General features: G+C 62.1%; 17 protein-coding genes. 7 read left to right on the top strand and 10 right to left on the bottom strand.

The features are described from left to right. Positions 1-12: 12 nt before the first annotated feature. Positions 13-3,528 (bottom strand): chromosome segregation protein SMC, encoded by a 3,516-nt coding sequence (gene smc, locus ABDB87_RS11170; protein WP_345926956.1) that lies wholly within the window; start codon positions 3,526-3,528, stop codon positions 13-15. Between the two features lie 112 nt (positions 3,529-3,640). Between smc and dapC the strand changes: the two genes are divergently transcribed. The 5 genes from dapC to ABDB87_RS11145 all read left to right on the top strand — a co-directional run bounded on the left by dapC (position 3,641) and on the right by ABDB87_RS11145 (position 8,523). Continuing rightward, the gene (gene dapC / locus ABDB87_RS11165) at positions 3,641-4,825 is read left to right on the top strand and encodes a succinyldiaminopimelate transaminase (RefSeq protein WP_345926954.1); all 1,185 of its coding nucleotides are present in this window, start codon (positions 3,641-3,643) and stop codon (positions 4,823-4,825) included. A 31-nt stretch (positions 4,826-4,856) separates the two neighbouring features. Further along, complete coding sequence (gene dapD, locus ABDB87_RS11160) at positions 4,857-5,681, top strand: 2,3,4,5-tetrahydropyridine-2,6-dicarboxylate N-succinyltransferase (protein ID WP_345926952.1); 825 nt, start codon at positions 4,857-4,859, stop codon at positions 5,679-5,681. 71 nt (positions 5,682-5,752) lie between these two features. Continuing rightward, entirely contained in the window at positions 5,753-6,931 is a 1,179-nt protein-coding gene (locus ABDB87_RS11155; protein ID WP_345926950.1) for a PilT/PilU family type 4a pilus ATPase, read from the top strand. A 63-nt stretch (positions 6,932-6,994) separates the two neighbouring features. Then, positions 6,995-7,951 (top strand): 50S ribosomal protein L3 N(5)-glutamine methyltransferase, encoded by a 957-nt coding sequence (gene prmB / locus ABDB87_RS11150; RefSeq protein ID WP_345926948.1) that lies wholly within the window; start codon positions 6,995-6,997, stop codon positions 7,949-7,951. A gap of 134 nt (positions 7,952-8,085) precedes the next feature. After that, entirely contained in the window at positions 8,086-8,523 is a 438-nt protein-coding gene (locus ABDB87_RS11145) for a response regulator (protein ID WP_345926946.1), read from the top strand. Here ABDB87_RS11145 and iscX read toward each other — a convergent pair whose 3' ends face one another. The 9 genes from iscX to iscR all read right to left on the bottom strand — a co-directional run bounded on the left by iscX (position 8,524) and on the right by iscR (position 15,241). Continuing rightward, entirely contained in the window at positions 8,524-8,718 is a 195-nt protein-coding gene (gene iscX, locus ABDB87_RS11140; RefSeq protein WP_345926944.1) for a Fe-S cluster assembly protein IscX, read from the bottom strand. It abuts the gene before it with no gap. Further along, positions 8,715-9,056, bottom strand: a complete 342-nt coding sequence (fdx, locus tag ABDB87_RS11135; RefSeq protein ID WP_345926942.1) for an ISC system 2Fe-2S type ferredoxin — start codon at positions 9,054-9,056, stop codon at positions 8,715-8,717. The genes iscX and fdx overlap by 4 nt, the downstream gene beginning before the upstream one ends. Before the next feature lie 13 nt (positions 9,057-9,069). Next, a complete protein-coding gene (hscA, locus tag ABDB87_RS11130) occupies positions 9,070-10,938 on the bottom strand; it encodes a Fe-S protein assembly chaperone HscA (protein WP_345926940.1) in 1,869 nt (622 codons plus the stop codon). Next, positions 10,938-11,450 carry a Fe-S protein assembly co-chaperone HscB gene (gene hscB, locus ABDB87_RS11125; protein WP_345926938.1) on the bottom strand — a complete coding sequence of 171 codons (513 nt, stop codon included), beginning with the start codon at positions 11,448-11,450 and terminating at the stop codon, positions 10,938-10,940. Before hscB ends, hscA begins: the two co-directional genes overlap by 1 nt. Positions 11,451-11,552: 102 nt before the next feature. Continuing rightward, positions 11,553-11,876, bottom strand: coding sequence for an iron-sulfur cluster assembly protein IscA (iscA, locus tag ABDB87_RS11120; protein WP_345926936.1), 324 nt, complete (start codon positions 11,874-11,876; stop codon positions 11,553-11,555). Between the two features lie 9 nt (positions 11,877-11,885). Further along, entirely contained in the window at positions 11,886-12,275 is a 390-nt protein-coding gene (gene iscU / locus ABDB87_RS11115) for a Fe-S cluster assembly scaffold IscU (RefSeq protein WP_345926934.1), read from the bottom strand. 80 nt (positions 12,276-12,355) lie between these two features. Then, entirely contained in the window at positions 12,356-13,564 is a 1,209-nt protein-coding gene (locus tag ABDB87_RS11110; RefSeq protein ID WP_345926932.1) for an IscS subfamily cysteine desulfurase, read from the bottom strand. Between the two features lie 28 nt (positions 13,565-13,592). Next, positions 13,593-14,744 (bottom strand): cysteine desulfurase family protein, encoded by a 1,152-nt coding sequence (locus tag ABDB87_RS11105; protein ID WP_345926930.1) that lies wholly within the window; start codon positions 14,742-14,744, stop codon positions 13,593-13,595. An 8-nt stretch (positions 14,745-14,752) separates the two neighbouring features. After that, positions 14,753-15,241, bottom strand: a complete 489-nt coding sequence (gene iscR, locus ABDB87_RS11100) for a Fe-S cluster assembly transcriptional regulator IscR (protein WP_345926928.1) — start codon at positions 15,239-15,241, stop codon at positions 14,753-14,755. Between the two features lie 164 nt (positions 15,242-15,405). Here iscR and ABDB87_RS11095 point away from each other — a divergent pair, with 164 nt between their 5' ends. Both ABDB87_RS11095 and ABDB87_RS11090 read left to right on the top strand, forming a co-directional pair. Next, entirely contained in the window at positions 15,406-16,074 is a 669-nt protein-coding gene (locus ABDB87_RS11095; RefSeq protein WP_345926926.1) for an RluA family pseudouridine synthase, read from the top strand. A 10-nt stretch (positions 16,075-16,084) separates the two neighbouring features. After that, positions 16,085-16,738: a VC0807 family protein gene (locus ABDB87_RS11090; protein WP_345926924.1), complete on the top strand. Its 654-nt coding sequence runs from the start codon at positions 16,085-16,087 to the stop codon at positions 16,736-16,738. Positions 16,739-16,821: the final 83 nt, after the last annotated feature.

Here is a 16,821-nt window from a genome sequence, read left to right as displayed (position 1 = left end):
CGCATTATCGCATCAAGCCGAGACGGGCTGGGCGAGCTTCAGGGCTTCCTCCATGTCCACTTCGACGATCCGCGACACGCCCTGCTCCTGCATCGTCACGCCGACGAGCTGCTTGCCCATCTCCATCGTGATCTTGCTGTGACTGATGAAGATGAACTGCGTCACCGAGGACATGTGCTTCACCATCTCGCAGTAGCGCTCGGTATTGGCGTCATCGAGCGGCGCATCCACTTCGTCGAGCATGCAGAAGGGCGCGGGGTTGAGCTGGAACATCGCGAAAACCAGTGCGATCGCCGTCAGTGCCTTCTCGCCGCCCGAAAGCAGATGGATCGACGCATTCTTCTTGCCCGGAGGCTGGGCGACGATCTGTATCCCGGCGTCAAGAATTTCGTCTCCGGTAAGCACGAGCTGCGCCTGCCCACCGCCGAACAGGCGCGGGAAGAGCTCGCTGAAATGACGGTTGACCGTGTGATAGGTCTCGCCCAGCTGCTCGCGGGTATCCCGGTCGATGCGCCGGATCGCGTCCTCCAGCGTGCCGATGGCCCGCATGAGGTCATCGAACTGCATGTCCAGATAGTGCTTGCGCTCGCGCGCGGATTCCAGCTCCGCCAGCGCTGCCAGATTCACCGCGCCCATCTCGGCGATGTCGCGCCCCAGCCGGCCGACTTCGCGCGACAGCGCGGCTTCACGGATTTCAGCCAGCACGGACTCTTCCAGCGGGACGACCTCAGCGCCCAGCTCGCCCAGCCGCTCCAGCGCCTGAGTCGAGCCCAGTTCGGCAGCCTGATGCTTCAGGCGCAGATCCCCGAGTTGATCGCGCAAGGGGCCGAGCGCGTGCTCGCAACGTTGCCGCAGCTCGTCGAGCGCGCGGATCTGCCGCGACGCTTCTTCCAGCGCCTCGCGCCGCGTGGCGAGCACCTCCTCGCGCCCACGGCGCAGGTCGAGCGCGGTCTGCAAGGCGGTCTGCAGTGCAGAGTCATCCAGCTCCTCCTGCTCGCCGGCCAGCTGCTCGCGCTCACGCGCCAGCTTTTCGAGCTCGGACGCCGCCAGTTGCGCATGCCGTCGCTGCTCATCGAGTTTTGCGTTGGCGTCCCGCAAGGCAAACTCGGCTTCATGCCGGATCCTTTGCGACGCAGCCAGCATGTCGCGCGCCTGCCTCAGGAGACGGTCCGTGCCTTCGGCCGCGCTATTGGCCTGCAGGAGCTCGTCGCGCAGCCCCAGCATCCGCTCTTCGGCCGCCTCACGGGCAAGCGCAGCCTCTTCGGCGTGACCGCGCTCAACACCCTCAAGCTTGAGCAACTCAGCCGCCTCGCGAGCGATCTGCTCCAGGCGCTCGCTCTGCCTCGCCTGCTCCTGCTGAGCCTTGACGAAGGCGAGCTGCCGGTCGTGAAGCCGCGACTGCAGTGACTGGATGTCGCGCCGGATATCGGTGAGCGACTGCTGCAACTGCCGGACTTCCTCGGCCGCAGCCTCCGCGCGCTCGCCACGCTCGTCGAACGCAGCCTCGAGCGGAAGGATCGAAGCCTCCAGCTCCTCGATTTCCCGTTGTCGTTCAATCGCGCCGTGGGTGCGCGCGTCCGGCGCGTAGAGACTCAGCAGGGAGGAGGACAGTTGCTGCCCCGCCGGGCTCACCAGCGTTACGCCGGCGGGAAGCGCCGCCGGCGAGCCGATCCAGTCATCCAGCGTCTCAACCGCATAGACGCCATCCAGCCAGTGACGCAGATTCGCCGCCAGTTCGGGGCGTGTGCAGCGGATCTTTTCCAGCAGCAAGGGCGCGTCAAACAGAGGTGCCATGGGCGCGGGCGCTTGCGCTGCGCACAGCACGGCCTGCGGCGCCGGCACCGGGCCGGCAATCATCCGCGGCGCCAGCGCTACCGGGCCGACTGCGCCGATCCGCTCGCGCAGCACCGCCTCTACAGCCAGCGCCCAGCCGGCATCAACCTGCAGACTGCGCCAGACGGGCGGCAAATCCTCCAGCCCTGCCTCGCGCATCCAGGTGCCGAGGTCGCCCTGATCGCGCAGGCTGTCCTGCAAACCCCGGAGCGCATCCAGGCGGGCACGCTGCTCGGTCAGCTCCTTCCCGGTCTGCTGGCGGAGGCGCTGCGCTTCTTCAAGGGCCGCCTGTGCCTGGCTCAGTGCGTCCTGCGTGTCTCCCAGCCGGAGTTCGGCCTGCTGCTGGGACTCGATGAGATCCGCAACCTCGGTTTCGAGCAGCGCCAGAGCCGCTTCGTCCTCGGGTCTCAGCGAGGCCCGTTCGGCCTCCATCCGGCCGCGCCGCTGCGCCAGCGACTCCAGCGCGCGCTCGGCCGCCAGGCGGCGGGCTTCTTCAACCCGAACATGCTGCTCGACCTGGGAGAGCTCCCGGCGGGCCTGCTCCTGAGCCGCCAGCGCCTCGCGCCATGCGGATTCGGCCTCAGGCAGGCGCTCCTCGGCTTCGGCCACCTGCAGAAGTGCGAGCTCCAGCGCCTCGTTGGCCTGCATGCCGCGTTCGGCCCAGAGGCCGTCTTCTGCCTGCGCCCGCTCCAGCCGGGCCTGCCAGGTCTGCTCCTCGGCCAGCAGCTGACTGCCACGCTGCGTCAGGCGGGCATGTGTTTCGCGCAGATTACGCAACTCGCCCTCGATACGGGTCACTTCCGCCGCGATGGCATAAAGATCCGCCTGGGCTGCATTCAGGGCGTCGGAACCCACAGCATGCGCGTCTCGCGCGAGCGTTGATCGCGTCTCGGTTTCGACCAGTTGCTGCTGCGACTCCTCAAGCCGGGTCTGGAGTTGCGCAATCCCCTCGGCCAGTGCAGTCTGCTCCCGCTGTGCCATGGTGTGCTTGTAGCGCCAGAGCAGGACCTGTTTTTGCGCCAGCTGGGAAGACAGATCCTTGTAACGCCGGGCGAGTTCGGCCTGCCCCTCCAGACGCTCGATCTGCGAACCCAGCTCGGCACGGATGTCTTCCACGCGTGCCAGATTGTCGCGGGCGTCGGAAAGCCGGCCTTCCGTTTCCCTGCGCCGCTCCTTGTATTTGGTAATGCCTGCGGCCTCTTCGAGAAAGGCACGAACCTCTTCCGGGCGTGCCTCGATCACCCGCGAAATCATGCCCTGCTCGATGATCGCGTATGCCTTGGGCCCGAGCCCCGTTCCGAGGAAGAGGTCGATTACGTCCTTGCGGCGGACAGCCACATTGTTGATGAAGTAATCCGAGCCGCCGTTCCGGTCTACCTGCCGCTTGACCGAGATTTCCGCGTACTGCGACCACTGGCCGGCAGCGCGTCCTTCGGCGTTGTCGAAAATCATCTCGACGCTGGCGCGTGAAACGGGCTTGCGGGTCGTCGAACCGTTGAAGATCACGTCCTGCATCGACTCGCCCCGCAGCGCGGAAGCGCGCGACTCGCCCAGCACCCAGCGCACGGCGTCAATGACGTTGGACTTGCCACAACCGTTAGGGCCGACAATCCCGACGAGCTGCCCCGGGGTGAGGATCGTGGTCGGATCGACAAATGACTTGAAACCGGCGAGCTTGAGCTTCGAGAGGCGCACGTTGGGTAGCAGACGGGAAAGTTCAAGGCAGAAGGCCGGGCTATAATAGCAGCCGCTCCAGCACCCAAAGCCGCCATGCAGCGGCGCTACAACATAACCCGGGCGAATCAAATTGAATCCGCTGCTCGACCTGCTCCAGCCTTACCCCTTCGAGAAACTCCGCAAACTGTTCGCCGGCGTCGAGCCGGCTCCGGTTCCGCCCATCAGACTTTCGATCGGCGAGCCGCAACACGAAACCCCTGCCCTCATTCATGACGCGCTGCGCGAGGCTTTCGGCGGGCTGTCGGTCTATCCGACCACGGCCGGTATCGATGCGCTGCGCCAGACTATCGCCAGCTGGGCCATGCGGCGCTACAAGCTGCCTTCGCTCGACTGGGCGACCCAGGTTCTACCCGTCAATGGCTCGCGTGAAGCACTTTTTTCTTTCGCTCAGGCCGTGGTGGACGCCAGTCGCCCGGCGCCGCTGGTCGTGAGCCCCAACCCGTTCTATCAGATCTATGAAGGTGCTGCGCTGCTGGCCGGCGCCCGTCCGGTGTTCCTGAACCAGACTCCGGAAAACGGTTTCGGATTCGATCTCGATGCGCTGAGCGCGGAAGAGTGGTCGCGAGTCCAGCTCTTCTACGTCTGCTCGCCAGGCAATCCGACAGGCCGGGTGCTGTCACTGGACGAGTGGCGCCAGTTGTTCGAACTCTCCGATCGCTACGGTTTCGTGATTGCTTCCGACGAGTGCTATTCGGAAATCTACTTTGACGAGGCGCAGCCGCCGCTGGGCGCTCTGGAGGCGGCCCATCAACTCGGCCGGCATGGATTCGAACGCCTCGTGATGTTCTCCAGCCTCTCCAAGCGCTCCAACGTGCCTGGCCTGCGTTCCGGCTTTGTTGCGGGTGACGCGCGCATCCTGGCCGGCTTCCTGAAATACCGCACCTATCACGGCTGCGCCATGAGTACGACGGTTCAGGCGGCGAGCATTGCAGTCTGGAACGACGAGCAGCATGTCGTGGCCAACCGCACGATGTATCGCGAGAAGTTCGACCGTCTGGTACCGCTGCTGTCGCAGGTTCTGGATGTCAGCCGCCCTGACGCAGCCTTCTACCTCTGGGCGCGTACGCCCGGAGACGACGCCGAGTTCGCCCGCAAGCTGCTCGCGGCGACCAACGTCACAGTGCTGCCCGGGCAGTATCTGGCCCGTGAAGCCCACGGCCGCAATCCGGGCCAGGGTTTCGTCCGCATCGCACTGGTTGCCGGCATTGATGAATGCTTTACCGCCGCGCAGCGCATCGTCGAGTATCTGAAGTAGTTCATTCCCTTTCTTTCCCCAGGAAACTCCAATGTCTCAACATCCGCTCCAAGGTCTTATCGAAGATGCATTCGAACGTCGTGCCGAGATCACTCCGTCGGCATGCGATCCGGTTCTGGCTCGTGCCATCGAGGAAGTGATTGGCGAGCTCGACGCCGGCCGTCTTCGCGTAGCCGAAAAGATCAATGGCGACTGGGTCACCCATCAATGGCTGAAGAAAGCCGTACTGCTCTACTTCCGCACCCATGACAACAGCGTACTGGACGGCGGCTGCACGAAGTATTTCGACAAGGTGCCGGCCAAGTTCGGTCAGTACAGCGAAGAAGATTTCCGCAACGGCGGTTTCCGCGTGGTCCCGAACGCCATCGCCCGCCGCGGATCGTTCATCGGCAAGAACGTCGTGCTGATGCCGTCCTATGTGAATATCGGCGCCTATGTGGATGAGGGCGCAATGGTCGACACTTGGGCGACTGTCGGCTCCTGCGCCCAGATCGGCAAGAACGTTCATCTCTCGGGCGGCGTCGGTATCGGTGGCGTGCTTGAGCCGCTGCAGGCCAACCCGACGATCATCGGCGACAACTGCTTCATCGGCGCACGCTCCGAAGTCGTGGAGGGTGTGATCGTTGAAGACAACTGCGTGATCTCGATGGGCGTGTACATCGGCAAGAGCACGAAGATCTATGACCGTGCCACCGGTGAAGTGAGCTATGGCCGCATCCCTGAAGGTTCCGTCGTGGTATCGGGCAACCTGCCCTCTTCCGACGGCAAGTATTCGCTGTATTGTGCAGTGATCGTGAAGAAGGTCGACGCTCAGACCCGATCGAAGACCTCGATCAACGAGTTGCTGCGCGACTGAGCAATCCGGGAGCCGGGGGCTTTTGCCCCCGACTGGCGCTGAAACGGTTTTTGCGGCAGGGAAGAAACTGAATGATTTTCGACAAGCTGTTCCAGTTGATGGCAGAACGACGTGCTTCGGACATTTTCGTGTCCGCCGGTGCGCCGATCCATATCAAGATCGATGGTGTCGTCATCCCCATCAACCAGCAGGTCATGGATCCCGCTGTCATTCAGCGGATGGCTTACGAAATCATGAATCCCGAACAGATCACGCTCTTCGAGCGGGACCGGGAACTCAACATTTCGTTCTCCCGCCGCGGACTGGGCAATTTCCGGATCAACTTCTTCTGGCAGCGCAACAGCGTCGGCATCGTGGTGCGTTTCATCCAGGGCGAAATTCCGGCGCTCGAAACGCTGAACCTGCCCTCCGCGCTCAACGACATCATCATGGAGAAGCGCGGCCTGGTCCTCGTCGTGGGGGCCACGGGTTCGGGCAAGTCGACCACCATCGCGTCGATGCTGGACTACCGGAACGGCCATGTCGCCGGGCACATCCTGACGGTCGAGGATCCGATCGAATACCTGTTCCGGCACAAGAAGTCGGTGATCAACCAGCGCGAAGTCGGCTTCGACACCCACAGCTGGGGAGACGCGCTGAAGAACGCGATGCGCCAGGCGCCTGACTGCATCCTCATCGGCGAAATCCGTGATCTGGAAACCATGAAGGCTGCGATCTCCTACGCGCAGTCAGGCCACCTGGTGCTGGCCACGCTCCACGCCAACAACGCTCACCACGCGCTCAACCGCATCACCAGCTTCTATCCGCTGGAAAACCGGCCTCTGCTCTACCTTGATCTGGCTGTCTCGCTGCGGAGCATCATTTCGCAACGGCTGGTGAAGAAACCCGACGGCTCACGGATTCCCGCAGCGGAAATCCTCATGAATACACGCCATATTGCCGAACTCATCGAGCGTGGCGAGTTCGGCGACGTACGCGAGGCGATGGAAAAATCCCTCGCCCCCGGATCGCAAACCTTCGAGCAGGACCTCTACCGGCTCTACAAGTCCGATTCGATTACTCTGGAAGAAGCCCTGGCCAACTCCGACTCGCCCACGAACTTCTCCTGGCTGGTCAACAATGCGCCGACCGATTCCGAGGTCAACAAGAAGGCCTCGCCTGTTCTGGATACCATCGCGGAGTTTGATCCGGTGGAAGACGACGGCGCATCGTTCAGCTCCTTTACGCTGCACATGGACGAAACCAGCTGATCTCCGGCACACTCCATTGATCTGCGGCGCCTGTAGGCGCCGCCTTCATTTTGAAAGCACACCATGCAAGCACACGAACACGATCATGAATGCGGCGAGAACTGCGACCATGAGGACCATGAACACAGCCACGGCCCGCATGACGAACTCGTGACCGTACGCGATCTGATCCGCTACGCGACCAGCCAGTTCAACCGGGCCCGGCTCTTTTTCGGACACGGCTCCGTGGACGCCTATGACGAAGCGGTCTACCTGGTGCTGCACACCCTCCATCTGCCGATCGACAGACTCGAACCCTTCTTTGATGCCTGCATCCCTGCTGACGAACGCATCGAGGTGCTGGATGTCATTCAGCGCCGTGTCGAGGAACGGATTCCTGCGGCTTACCTCACCAAGGAAGCCTGGCTCGGCGAATTCCGCTTCTTCGTAGACGAGCGCGTGATCGTGCCGCGATCCTATTTCTTCGAGTTGCTGCGCGAAGGTTTCGAACCCTGGATTGCGGATCCGGAGGGCGTCACCCATGCGCTGGATCTCTGCACCGGCAGCGGCTGCCTGGCGATCCTGATGGCCCATTACTTCCCGTCGGCCCGGATCGACGGCATCGACCTGTCGCCTGATGCCCTCGACGTGGCGCGTCAGAACGTGGCCGATTACGGGCTGGAGGAGGTGGTCCGCCTGATCGAATCCGATGTTTTCGGCGCGCTGGGTGAGGAGCGCTATCAACTGATCCTGAGCAACCCGCCCTATGTCACGGAAGACGCCATGCAGGTCCTGCCGGAAGAGTATCTGCACGAGCCGCGCATGGCGCTTGCTGCGGGAGACGACGGGCTGGATATCGTTCGCCGGATCATTGCCGGCGCAAGAAAGCACCTGACCGACGACGGCATTCTGGTTGTCGAGGTCGGCCACAACCGTGATCTGGTTGAAGCCGCCTTCCCCGAACTCGAGTTCGTGTGGCTCACCAATGCCAGCGAGGAAGAAAAGGTCTTCCTGTTGCGCGCCGACCAATTGCCCGCCTGAAAATCCGCCGCCGGGGTTCGGCGGCGGCGCCAGCCTGCGGGCACTATCCCTATAATCGTCCAAGCGGGCTACCTGAGCCCGCGCCGCCCGAACCGGAAACCTGCCCGGATGCGCGTTTTGCTCACGACCGATCGATGCCGACCAAGCGCCCGATACTCCTCGTTGAAGACAATCCGGACGATGAAGCCCTGGCGCTGAGGGCATTCGCGAAGGCCGAAATCGATCATCCGGTCGTAGTGGCACGGGACGGACAGGAAGCGCTGGACTATCTCTTCGCGACCGGCGCTCACTCGACCCGCAATCCTGCCAGAACGCCCGCAGTCATCCTGCTGGACCTCAAGCTGCCCCGGCTGGATGGTCGCGAAGTCCTGCGGCGCATTCGCGCCGATGAGCACACCCGGCATGTGCCGGTCGTGGTTCTGAGTACGTCGCGCCGGCCCGAAGACATCCATGAAGCCCATGCGCTCGGTGCGAACAGCTATGTGCGCAAACCGGTCGACTTCGAGCGTTTTCTGGCGGCACTGGGCCAGTTGGCCCAGTACTGGCTCAACATCAACGAAACAGCGGACTGATCAGGCCAGCTCTTCGATCCAGGCGCCCTGGATCGCTTCAAGAATACGCTCGCCGCAGCGTGCAGGATCGTCGTCGAACTCCGGCAAGGCCTGAACCTTCTTCATCAGATCCACGAAATTGATCCGGGCGGGATCGACATCAGGATGCGCATCGGCGAGCGCAATCGCGATTTCCAGCGTATCCGTCCACTTCATTTGCTGCCCTCACTGACCATGTTCAGGGTGTAACGCGGCAACTCCACGACCAGCGGAATCTCCGCGAGCTTGGCCTGGCAAGAGAGACGGGACTGCGGCTCAAGACCCCAGGCCTTGTCGAGCATATCCTCTTCCAGTTCATCCGCCGGCTCAAGCGAGGCAAAGCCTTCACGGACAATGACATGGCAGGTGGTACACGCGCAGGACTTCTCGCAAGCATGCTCGATTTCGATTTCGTTCTGCAGCAAGGCGTCGCAAATACTGGTCCCGGGCTCGGCATCGATCACCGCGCCGTCGGGACAGAGTTCCGCATGGGGAAGTACAACGATCTGGGTCATCAGGAGTCCTCGATCAAAGGGAGAGCGAATCCACGGTGCTGCCGGTCAGCGCCTTGCGGATCGCCTTGTCCATGCGCCGGGCGGCGAAGTTGCCGGTCGCGGCGGAGAGCGCATCAATCCCGACACGGATTGCCTGATGATCCGGGCCCGCAATCAGCGCTCGTAACCGTGCAATGGCAGCATCGAGGGCGGCATGTTCATCCGTGCCGAGCAGATCAGGATCTTCCTTCATGGCCTGCTCGGTCGCCTCGATCAGGCGCTCGGCCTCAACCTGCTGCTCACGCAAGGCACGGGCTTGCATGTCGAGCGCGGCATTGTCGTAACCCGCCTTGAGCATGCCGGCAATTTCCTCATCCGAAAGGCCGTAGCTGGGTTTGACCAGCACATGCGACTCGACGCCGGTTGTCTGCTCCCGCGCGCTGACGGAGAGCAGACCATCCGCGTCCACCTGGAAGGTCACCCGGATCCGGGCGCCGCCAGCCGGCATCGGAGGAATGCCCCGGAGCTCGAAGCGGGCGAGTGAGCGGCAGTCCTGCACCAGTTCTCGTTCCCCTTGCACCACATGAATCGCCATGGCCGTCTGACCATCCTTGAAGGTGGTGAAGTCCTGCGCCTTGGCCACCGGAATGGTGGAGTTCCGGGTGATGATCTTCTCCGTCAGCCCGCCCATCATTTCAAGACCGAGCGAGAGCGGGATCACGTCCAGCAGCAACCAGTCTTCACCCGGACGACGATTTCCGGCCAGAACATTGGCCTGAATCGCGGCACCGATGGCAACAACCTTGTCCGGGTCGATGTCGGTATGGGGCGCACGGCCAAAGAGCTTCGCCACAGCGGTGCGGACGTGCGGCATGCGGGTGGCGCCACCCACCATGACCACCGCCTCGATGTCTTCAAATCCCAGGCCCGCGTCACGCAGCGCCTTGCGAACGGGTAGCAGACTGCGATCGACCAGCCCTGCGGTCAGTGCATGGAACTGCTCGACACTCACCGTGACTTCCCGCACGCCATCGGTCGCAACGGGCACACGGGCCACAACGCTCGCCTGAGTGGTCAGGGCTTCCTTGACGCGACGAGCCTCGACCAGCAGCGCCCGCGAACTGGAGCAATCCAGATCGACTCCATGAATCTGCTGCTCGAGCCAATGCGCCAGCGCTTCATCGAAGTCGTCGCCGCCCAGGGAAGAGTCACCGCTGGTGGCCATCACTTCGAACACCCCACGCGAGAGGCGCAGCACCGAGAAATCGAAAGTGCCGCCACCCAGGTCATAGACCGCGTAAACGCCCTCCGCTGCTTCATCCAGGCCGTAGGCGATGGCGGCGGCGGTGGGCTCGTTGAGCAGGCGGAGCACGTTGAGGCCGGCCAGCTTCGCCGCATCCTTGGTCGCCTGGCGCTGCGCATCATCGAAATAGGCCGGAACAGTGATCACGGCCCCGACGAGGTCATCTCCGAGCGTCGCTTCGGCACGCGCGCGCAAGACCTTGAGAATTTCGGCGGAGACTTCGACCGGCGTGCGCGGGCCTGCGATGGTCTTCAGCCTCACCATGGCGCCGGAGTCCATGAGGTCATAACGGGCCCGCATGCCCGCGTCTGCGTCGGCCAGACCGCGCCCCATCAGGCGCTTGACCGAGGCGATGGTGTTGCGGGGATCCGCCGCCTGGGCGGCCAGCGCCTCGGCGCCCACGACCGTGTGGCCGTCCCTGAAATAGCGTACGACAGAGGGCAGAATCACGCCGCAGCCTTCTCCCGGAAGGCATTCGGGAATCGAGTGGCGAACGGTCGCCACCAGGGAATTTGTCGTGCCGAGGTCGATGCCAACGGCAAATCGCTGCTGATGGGGATCAGGCGATTCACCCGGCTCGGAGAGCTGAAGAAGAGCCATCAATTTTCCAGTTGTGACAATGCGTCGGAAATCTCCTGACGCAGTTTTTCCATGAACATCAGCCGGCGGACAAGTTCGGCTGCGGTCACGAGATCGGCGCTCTCATCGAGCGCGCGGGCAAGGTCGTCGAGCATGACGCGCTCGTCCCGCGCCAGTTCGCGATTGAGCCGGTCGAGCTCATCGATATTGCCCTGCGCCTCTTCGACCGACTCCCGCCACTCCATCTGCTGCATCAGGAAAGCGCTGGACATCGCGGTATTGCGTTCGCCGTCGATTTCCACGCCACGGCGGGAGAGAAGGTAGCGCGCCCGCCCGATCGGATTGCGCAGCGTGCGAAAGGCTTCGTTGGCGTGCGTGGCCCATTGCATGGCGACGCGACGCTCGGCTTCGGGACGATGGGCAAAGCGATCCGGATGAACCTGAGCCTGCACGTTGCGGTACGCGGTGTCGAGCTGGCTCAGATCCAGCATATAGCGTTCCGGCAAGCCAAACAGCGAGAAATACTCTTGCATGATGTAGAAGCCGGCCGATCAATGGCCCGGCATGTCCGCAGCGTGAAAGTGGCCGGAGCGCTTCAGGGCCTGGAATGCAACCCGGAAACCCTCCGGAATCGACTAGACCGTGAAGCTCTCGCCGCAGCCGCACTCATTGGCGACATTGGGATTGTTGAACTTGAAGCCTTCGTTGAGCCCCTCGCGCACGAAATCGAGTTCCGTGCCATCGATGTAGGGAAGGCTCTTGGGATCAACGATCACCTTGAGGCCCTGGCTTTCGAAGACCAGATCCTCGGCACCGCTCTCGTCTGCGTATTCAAGCTTGTAGGCCATGCCCGAGCAGCCGGTCGTCTTGACACCCAGCCGGACACCGATGCCTTTTCCACGCTTCGAAATGAACTTGCTGATATGCCGCGCTGCGGCTTCTGAAAGGGTAACGGCCATGATGTCAGCTCACTTGCTTTCGTTTTTCTTGCGGTAGTCCTCGACGGCTGCCTTGATGGCGTCTTCGGCAAGGATCGAGCAATGGATCTTTACCGGCGGCAACGCGAGTTCTTCGGCGATCTGCGTATTCTTGATATTGAGCGCTTCGTCCAGGGTCTTGCCCTTGACCCACTCGGTCACGAGAGAGCTCGAAGCGATGGCCGATCCGCAACCGTAGGTCTTGAACTTGGCGTCTTCGATCACACCCGCCTCATTGACCTTGATCTGCAGTTTCATGACATCGCCACAAGCCGGCGCGCCCACCATGCCGGTGCCGACCGACGAGCCGTCGTCCTTGCTGAAACTGCCCACGTTGCGGGGGTTCTCGTAGTGATCCAGTACTTTTTCGCTGTAAGCCATTTTCAAATCTCCTGTCAGGTCCCTGTTTGTTGGTCACGCCATCGCGTGTCGGGGTTGCCCCCTTGCAACAAGCAGGATAATCAGTGTGCAGCCCACTGCACCGTGTTCAGATCCACGCCCTCCTGGACCATTTCCCAGAGAGGGGAGAGTTCGCGCAGCTTGCCGATTTTCTTGTGGAGCAGGTCAATCGTGAAGTCGACCTCTTCCTGCGTTGAAAAACGACCGATCGTGAAGCGGATCGAGCTGTGCGCGAGTTCGTCCGAACGCCCCAATGCACGCAGCACATAGGACGGCTCGAGAGAGGCCGAAGTACAAGCCGAGCCGGAGGATACCGCAATATCCTTGACCGCCATGATCAGCGACTCGCCTTCCACATAGTTGAAGCTGATATTGAGGTTGTGCGGAACGCGATGCACCAGGTCACCGTTAACATAGGTTTCCTGGATATCCGACAAGCCTTTCAGGAGCCGGTCACGCAAGGCGCCGATGCGCTTGTTTTCCTCAGCCATTTCCTCACGGGCAATGCGGAAAGCCTCTCCCATCCCGACGATCTGGTGCGTCGCAAGCGTTCCGGAACGCATGCCGCGTTCATGGCCGCCACCGTGCATCTGAGCCTCGATCCGCACGCGCGGTTTGCGTCGTACATAAAGCGCACCAATGCCTTTCGGGCCATAAGTCTTGTGGGCCGAGAAAGACATCAGATCCACCTTGAGCGTTGCCAGGTCAATCGCGACCTTGCCGGTTGCCTGCGCCGCATCCACATGAAAGATGATCCCGCGCTCACGACAGATGTCACCGATTTCGGCGATCGGCTGAATCACGCCGATTTCGTTGTTAACGAACATTACCGAAACCAGAATCGTGTCCGGACGCAGCGCGGCCTTGAAGGCTTCGAGATCAAGCAAGCCGTCTTCCTGAACATCCAGGTATGTGACTTCAAAGCCCTGGCGCTCCAGTTCGCGCATCGTATCGAGCACGGCCTTGTGCTCGGTCTTCACGGTGATCAGATGCTTGCCCTTGGCCTTGTAGAAATTCGCAGCACCCTTGATGGCGAGATTATTCGACTCGGTCGCACCGCTGGTCCAGACGATGTCTTTCGCATCCGCGCCTACCAGCGCCGCTACGTGCTCGCGAGCCTCCTCGACAGCCGCCTCAGCGTCCCAGCCATAGGCATGGGAGCGACTCGCCGGGTTGCCGAACTGCTCGGTCAGCCAGGGAATCATTTTCTGGGCCACACGGGGGTCAACCGGCGTCGTTGCGGAGTAGTCGAGATAAATCGGGTATTTCATTCTGTGCTCCTGGGGGCTTCCCTGTTTTTCATACCGCCATGGCGGTAAGGTTTTTCAATTCTTTCACGGTTGTCGCAAGCGCATTCAGCGCGCCGTCAATATCCCTGGACTCAGTGGTCCAGCTTGTACTCAATCTCACCGCGCATCGCGCAAGCTCCGGCACCACGCCCATCGCAAGCAGGTTTCGCGAGGGTTCCGGGTTGCTCGACGAACAGGCCGCGCCACTGGCCAGCGCGTAGCCAGCCCGGTCGAGTCTGGCCACCAGCGTCTCCCCGTCGATGCCTTCAAAGGCGAAGAAACTCGTATTGGGCAGACGCGGAGCCGCCGCACCAAATACGACGGCACCAAGCGCCGTCAGCCCCTGCTCGACACGCGCTTGCAAGTCGCGCATGTGCGCCGTGCGGCGACTCATCTCGTCCATCACGATCTCGCACGCCTTGCCGAACCCAACGATCGCGGCCACGTTCTCCGTCCCCGAGCGCAGGCCCCGCTCATGACCACCGCCCGCAATCTGGGCTTCAAGCTCGACGCGCTTGTCAAGGATCAACGCCCCCGCGCCCAAGGGCCCATGAATCTTGTGAGACGACAGCGTGAGTGCGTTCACTCCAAGGCTGCGAAAATCCACCGGATGCTTGCCCAGGGCCTGAACAGCGTCGGTATGCAGCAGACACCCTTGTGCTCGTGCCAGAACAGCTAACCCCGCCACATCGTTGATCACGCCGGTCTCGTTGTTGGCGAGCATGACGGACATGAGCAGCGGTGCGTCACCAGCCATCAGCCTGCTCACGGCCTCAAGATCAATCTGCCCTGCCGGATTCAGCGCCAGTTGCTGCACCTGCCACCCGGCTCGCGCCAGTTGTTGCGCAGGCTGCCGCACGCAGGGATGCTCACCGGCGCCAACGGCCAGCCGCCCCTTGGGAAGACAGGCTGCCGCTCCCTTGAGAAAGAGATTGTTGGCCTCCGACCCACCGCTGGTAAAAATCACTTCTCCCGGCTGGGCATTCACGACGGCCGCCACCTGCTGCCGAGCCCGATCGATGGCATCGCGCGTGCGCCGGCCATATTCATGGCGGCTGGAGGGATTGCCGAAGCGCTCTCGCAACCAGGGCAACATGGCATCCAGCACGCGCTCGTCAAGCGGCGTGGTTGCGTTGTGATCAAGGTAGGCCGGTGCAAACATCAGAGCGCTCAAGCCGCGATTTCGGCTTCACCCTTGTTACGGCGGAACTCGTCGCAGAGCACCACCACCTCGTTCGGATTTTCACGCGCACGCGCCTGGACCACCAGGGCTTCGAGGTCGACAGACTCCAGATACTCGAACATGCGGCGATTGAGGTTGGTCCACAGATCATGGGTCATGCAGCGATGATGCGGCTGCCCCTGACAGTCCTCCTTGCCACCGCACTGAGTCGTATCAAGCGGCTCATCGACCGCAATGATGATGTCTGCCACCGTGATCTGGCCCATCTGGCGAGCCAGGCAGTAGCCACCGCCCGGGCCGCGGACGCTGGAGACCAGTTGGTGCCGGCGGAGCTTGCCGAACAACTGTTCGAGATAAGACAAGGAAATGTTCTGACGCTCGCTGATGCCAGCGAGGGTAACCGGACCCTTGTCCTGGCGCAGCGCCAGATCAATCATTGCGGTCACGGCAAATCGACCTTTGGTGGTGAGGCGCATGGCTTCTCCGTTTCTCTGTGGGCTTGCAGGGCCGGAATCCGCCCGCGTGGCGCAGCAGAGGCTCCGGATTAATACTTGATTGTTTTTATCAAGAATACAATTTCCGAGTAATTCGGTCAAGAATAGCGAAGCGCAGGCAACCTATCGTCACGATAGAATCCGGCATGCGTCCAGAATTTCCACCGTATTCCCCGCCACCTGCCACCGGCTTGCCGCTTGTTCAAATCGATGAGGACTATCTGGTCCTCGACAAGCCAGCCGGCTTGCTGTCGGTGCCGGGGCGCGGCAGCGACAAGGCCGATTGCCTGGCCAGCCGCGTTCAGCGCGCGTTTCCGGAAGCACTCACGGTACACCGGCTCGACATGGAAACATCCGGTCTCATCGTGATGGCGCGCAATCCGGAGGCTCATCGCGGCCTGAGCGCTCATTTCGAAGAGCGGCGGGTCTTCAAGCGCTATCTGGCGGTCGTCGCGGGTAATTTCAATACCTCTCGTGGCACGGTCGATCTGCCCCTCATCACGGATTGGCCCAACAGGCCTCTGCAGAAAGTTGACCACGAGACCGGCAAGCCATCCTGCACACACTTTTGCGTCGTTTCCTCGGGCGGCGCGAGCGGCACCAGTCGCGTCGAACTCGAACCCGTCACCGGGCGATCACATCAGCTGCGGGTCCACATGATGGCGATTGCCCACCCCATCCTGGGCGACAAGCTCTACGCACCTGCCGATTGGCGCCTCGCAGCGCCCCGCTTGCTCCTGCATGCGGAACGTCTGGCATTTCCTCATCCGCGCACCGGCTCGCTCTGCGAGTTTCACTCCCCTGCTCCGTTCTGAACTGCTCGCCGTGAAGAAACGCATAAAACTGCTGGCCGAACTCGGCTGCAATCTGTTCCTGCCCTGGCTGGTTTTCACAATCACCGAACCTGCTCATGGCGAGCTGTATGCTCTGATAGCCTCTTCATTCCCCGCTGTCGCATGGAGCGTCGGAGAGCTCTTCCTTCATCGCCGTCTGGATGCTCTCAGCACGCTGGTGCTCGGCGGCATCGTGCTATCGGTGCTGGCCATGGTGCTGGGTGGCGACGCCCGGATTCTGCTGGTTCGCGAATCCCTGATTTCCGGGCTGATCGGAGCCGCTTTTCTGGTTTCATTGCTGACCGGGCGACCGCTGGTGTTTTACCTGGCGCGCGCCACCATGCTCCGCCAGAATGGACAGGAAGGCCGTGAGCGCTTCAACGCGTGGAGCCAGTCAGCAATGGCGCATCATGGCTTGCGAGTGATGACGCTGGTATGGGGTATCGGCCTCACCTTCGAGGCGGGCCTCCGTATCTGGGCCGCGCTGGAGTGGCCACCCGCGCGCTTTCTGGCGCTCATGCCACCCGCGGGCTACGCATTTGCAGCGGCACTGACACTCTGGACTTTCTGGTATGCAAGAAAACTCAGGCAGCGCGCCGCTCATACCCAGGACAGAACAGCATACCAAGCGCCTGAGGCGCAATAATCCGGCAATCATCCTGCAAAAGCGGGACAATAGCGCCATTCCCCCTTTTCTCGCGCACTCTGCGCAAATATCCGGAAAAAGAA

Origin of the sequence: Uliginosibacterium paludis, from assembly GCF_039631355.1 — a bacterium.
GTDB classification, from domain to species: Bacteria; Pseudomonadota; Gammaproteobacteria; order Burkholderiales; family Rhodocyclaceae; genus Uliginosibacterium; species Uliginosibacterium paludis.
The sequence above is the reverse complement of the archived record's forward strand: the minus strand, read 5'-3'. Positions and strand labels throughout refer to the sequence as shown.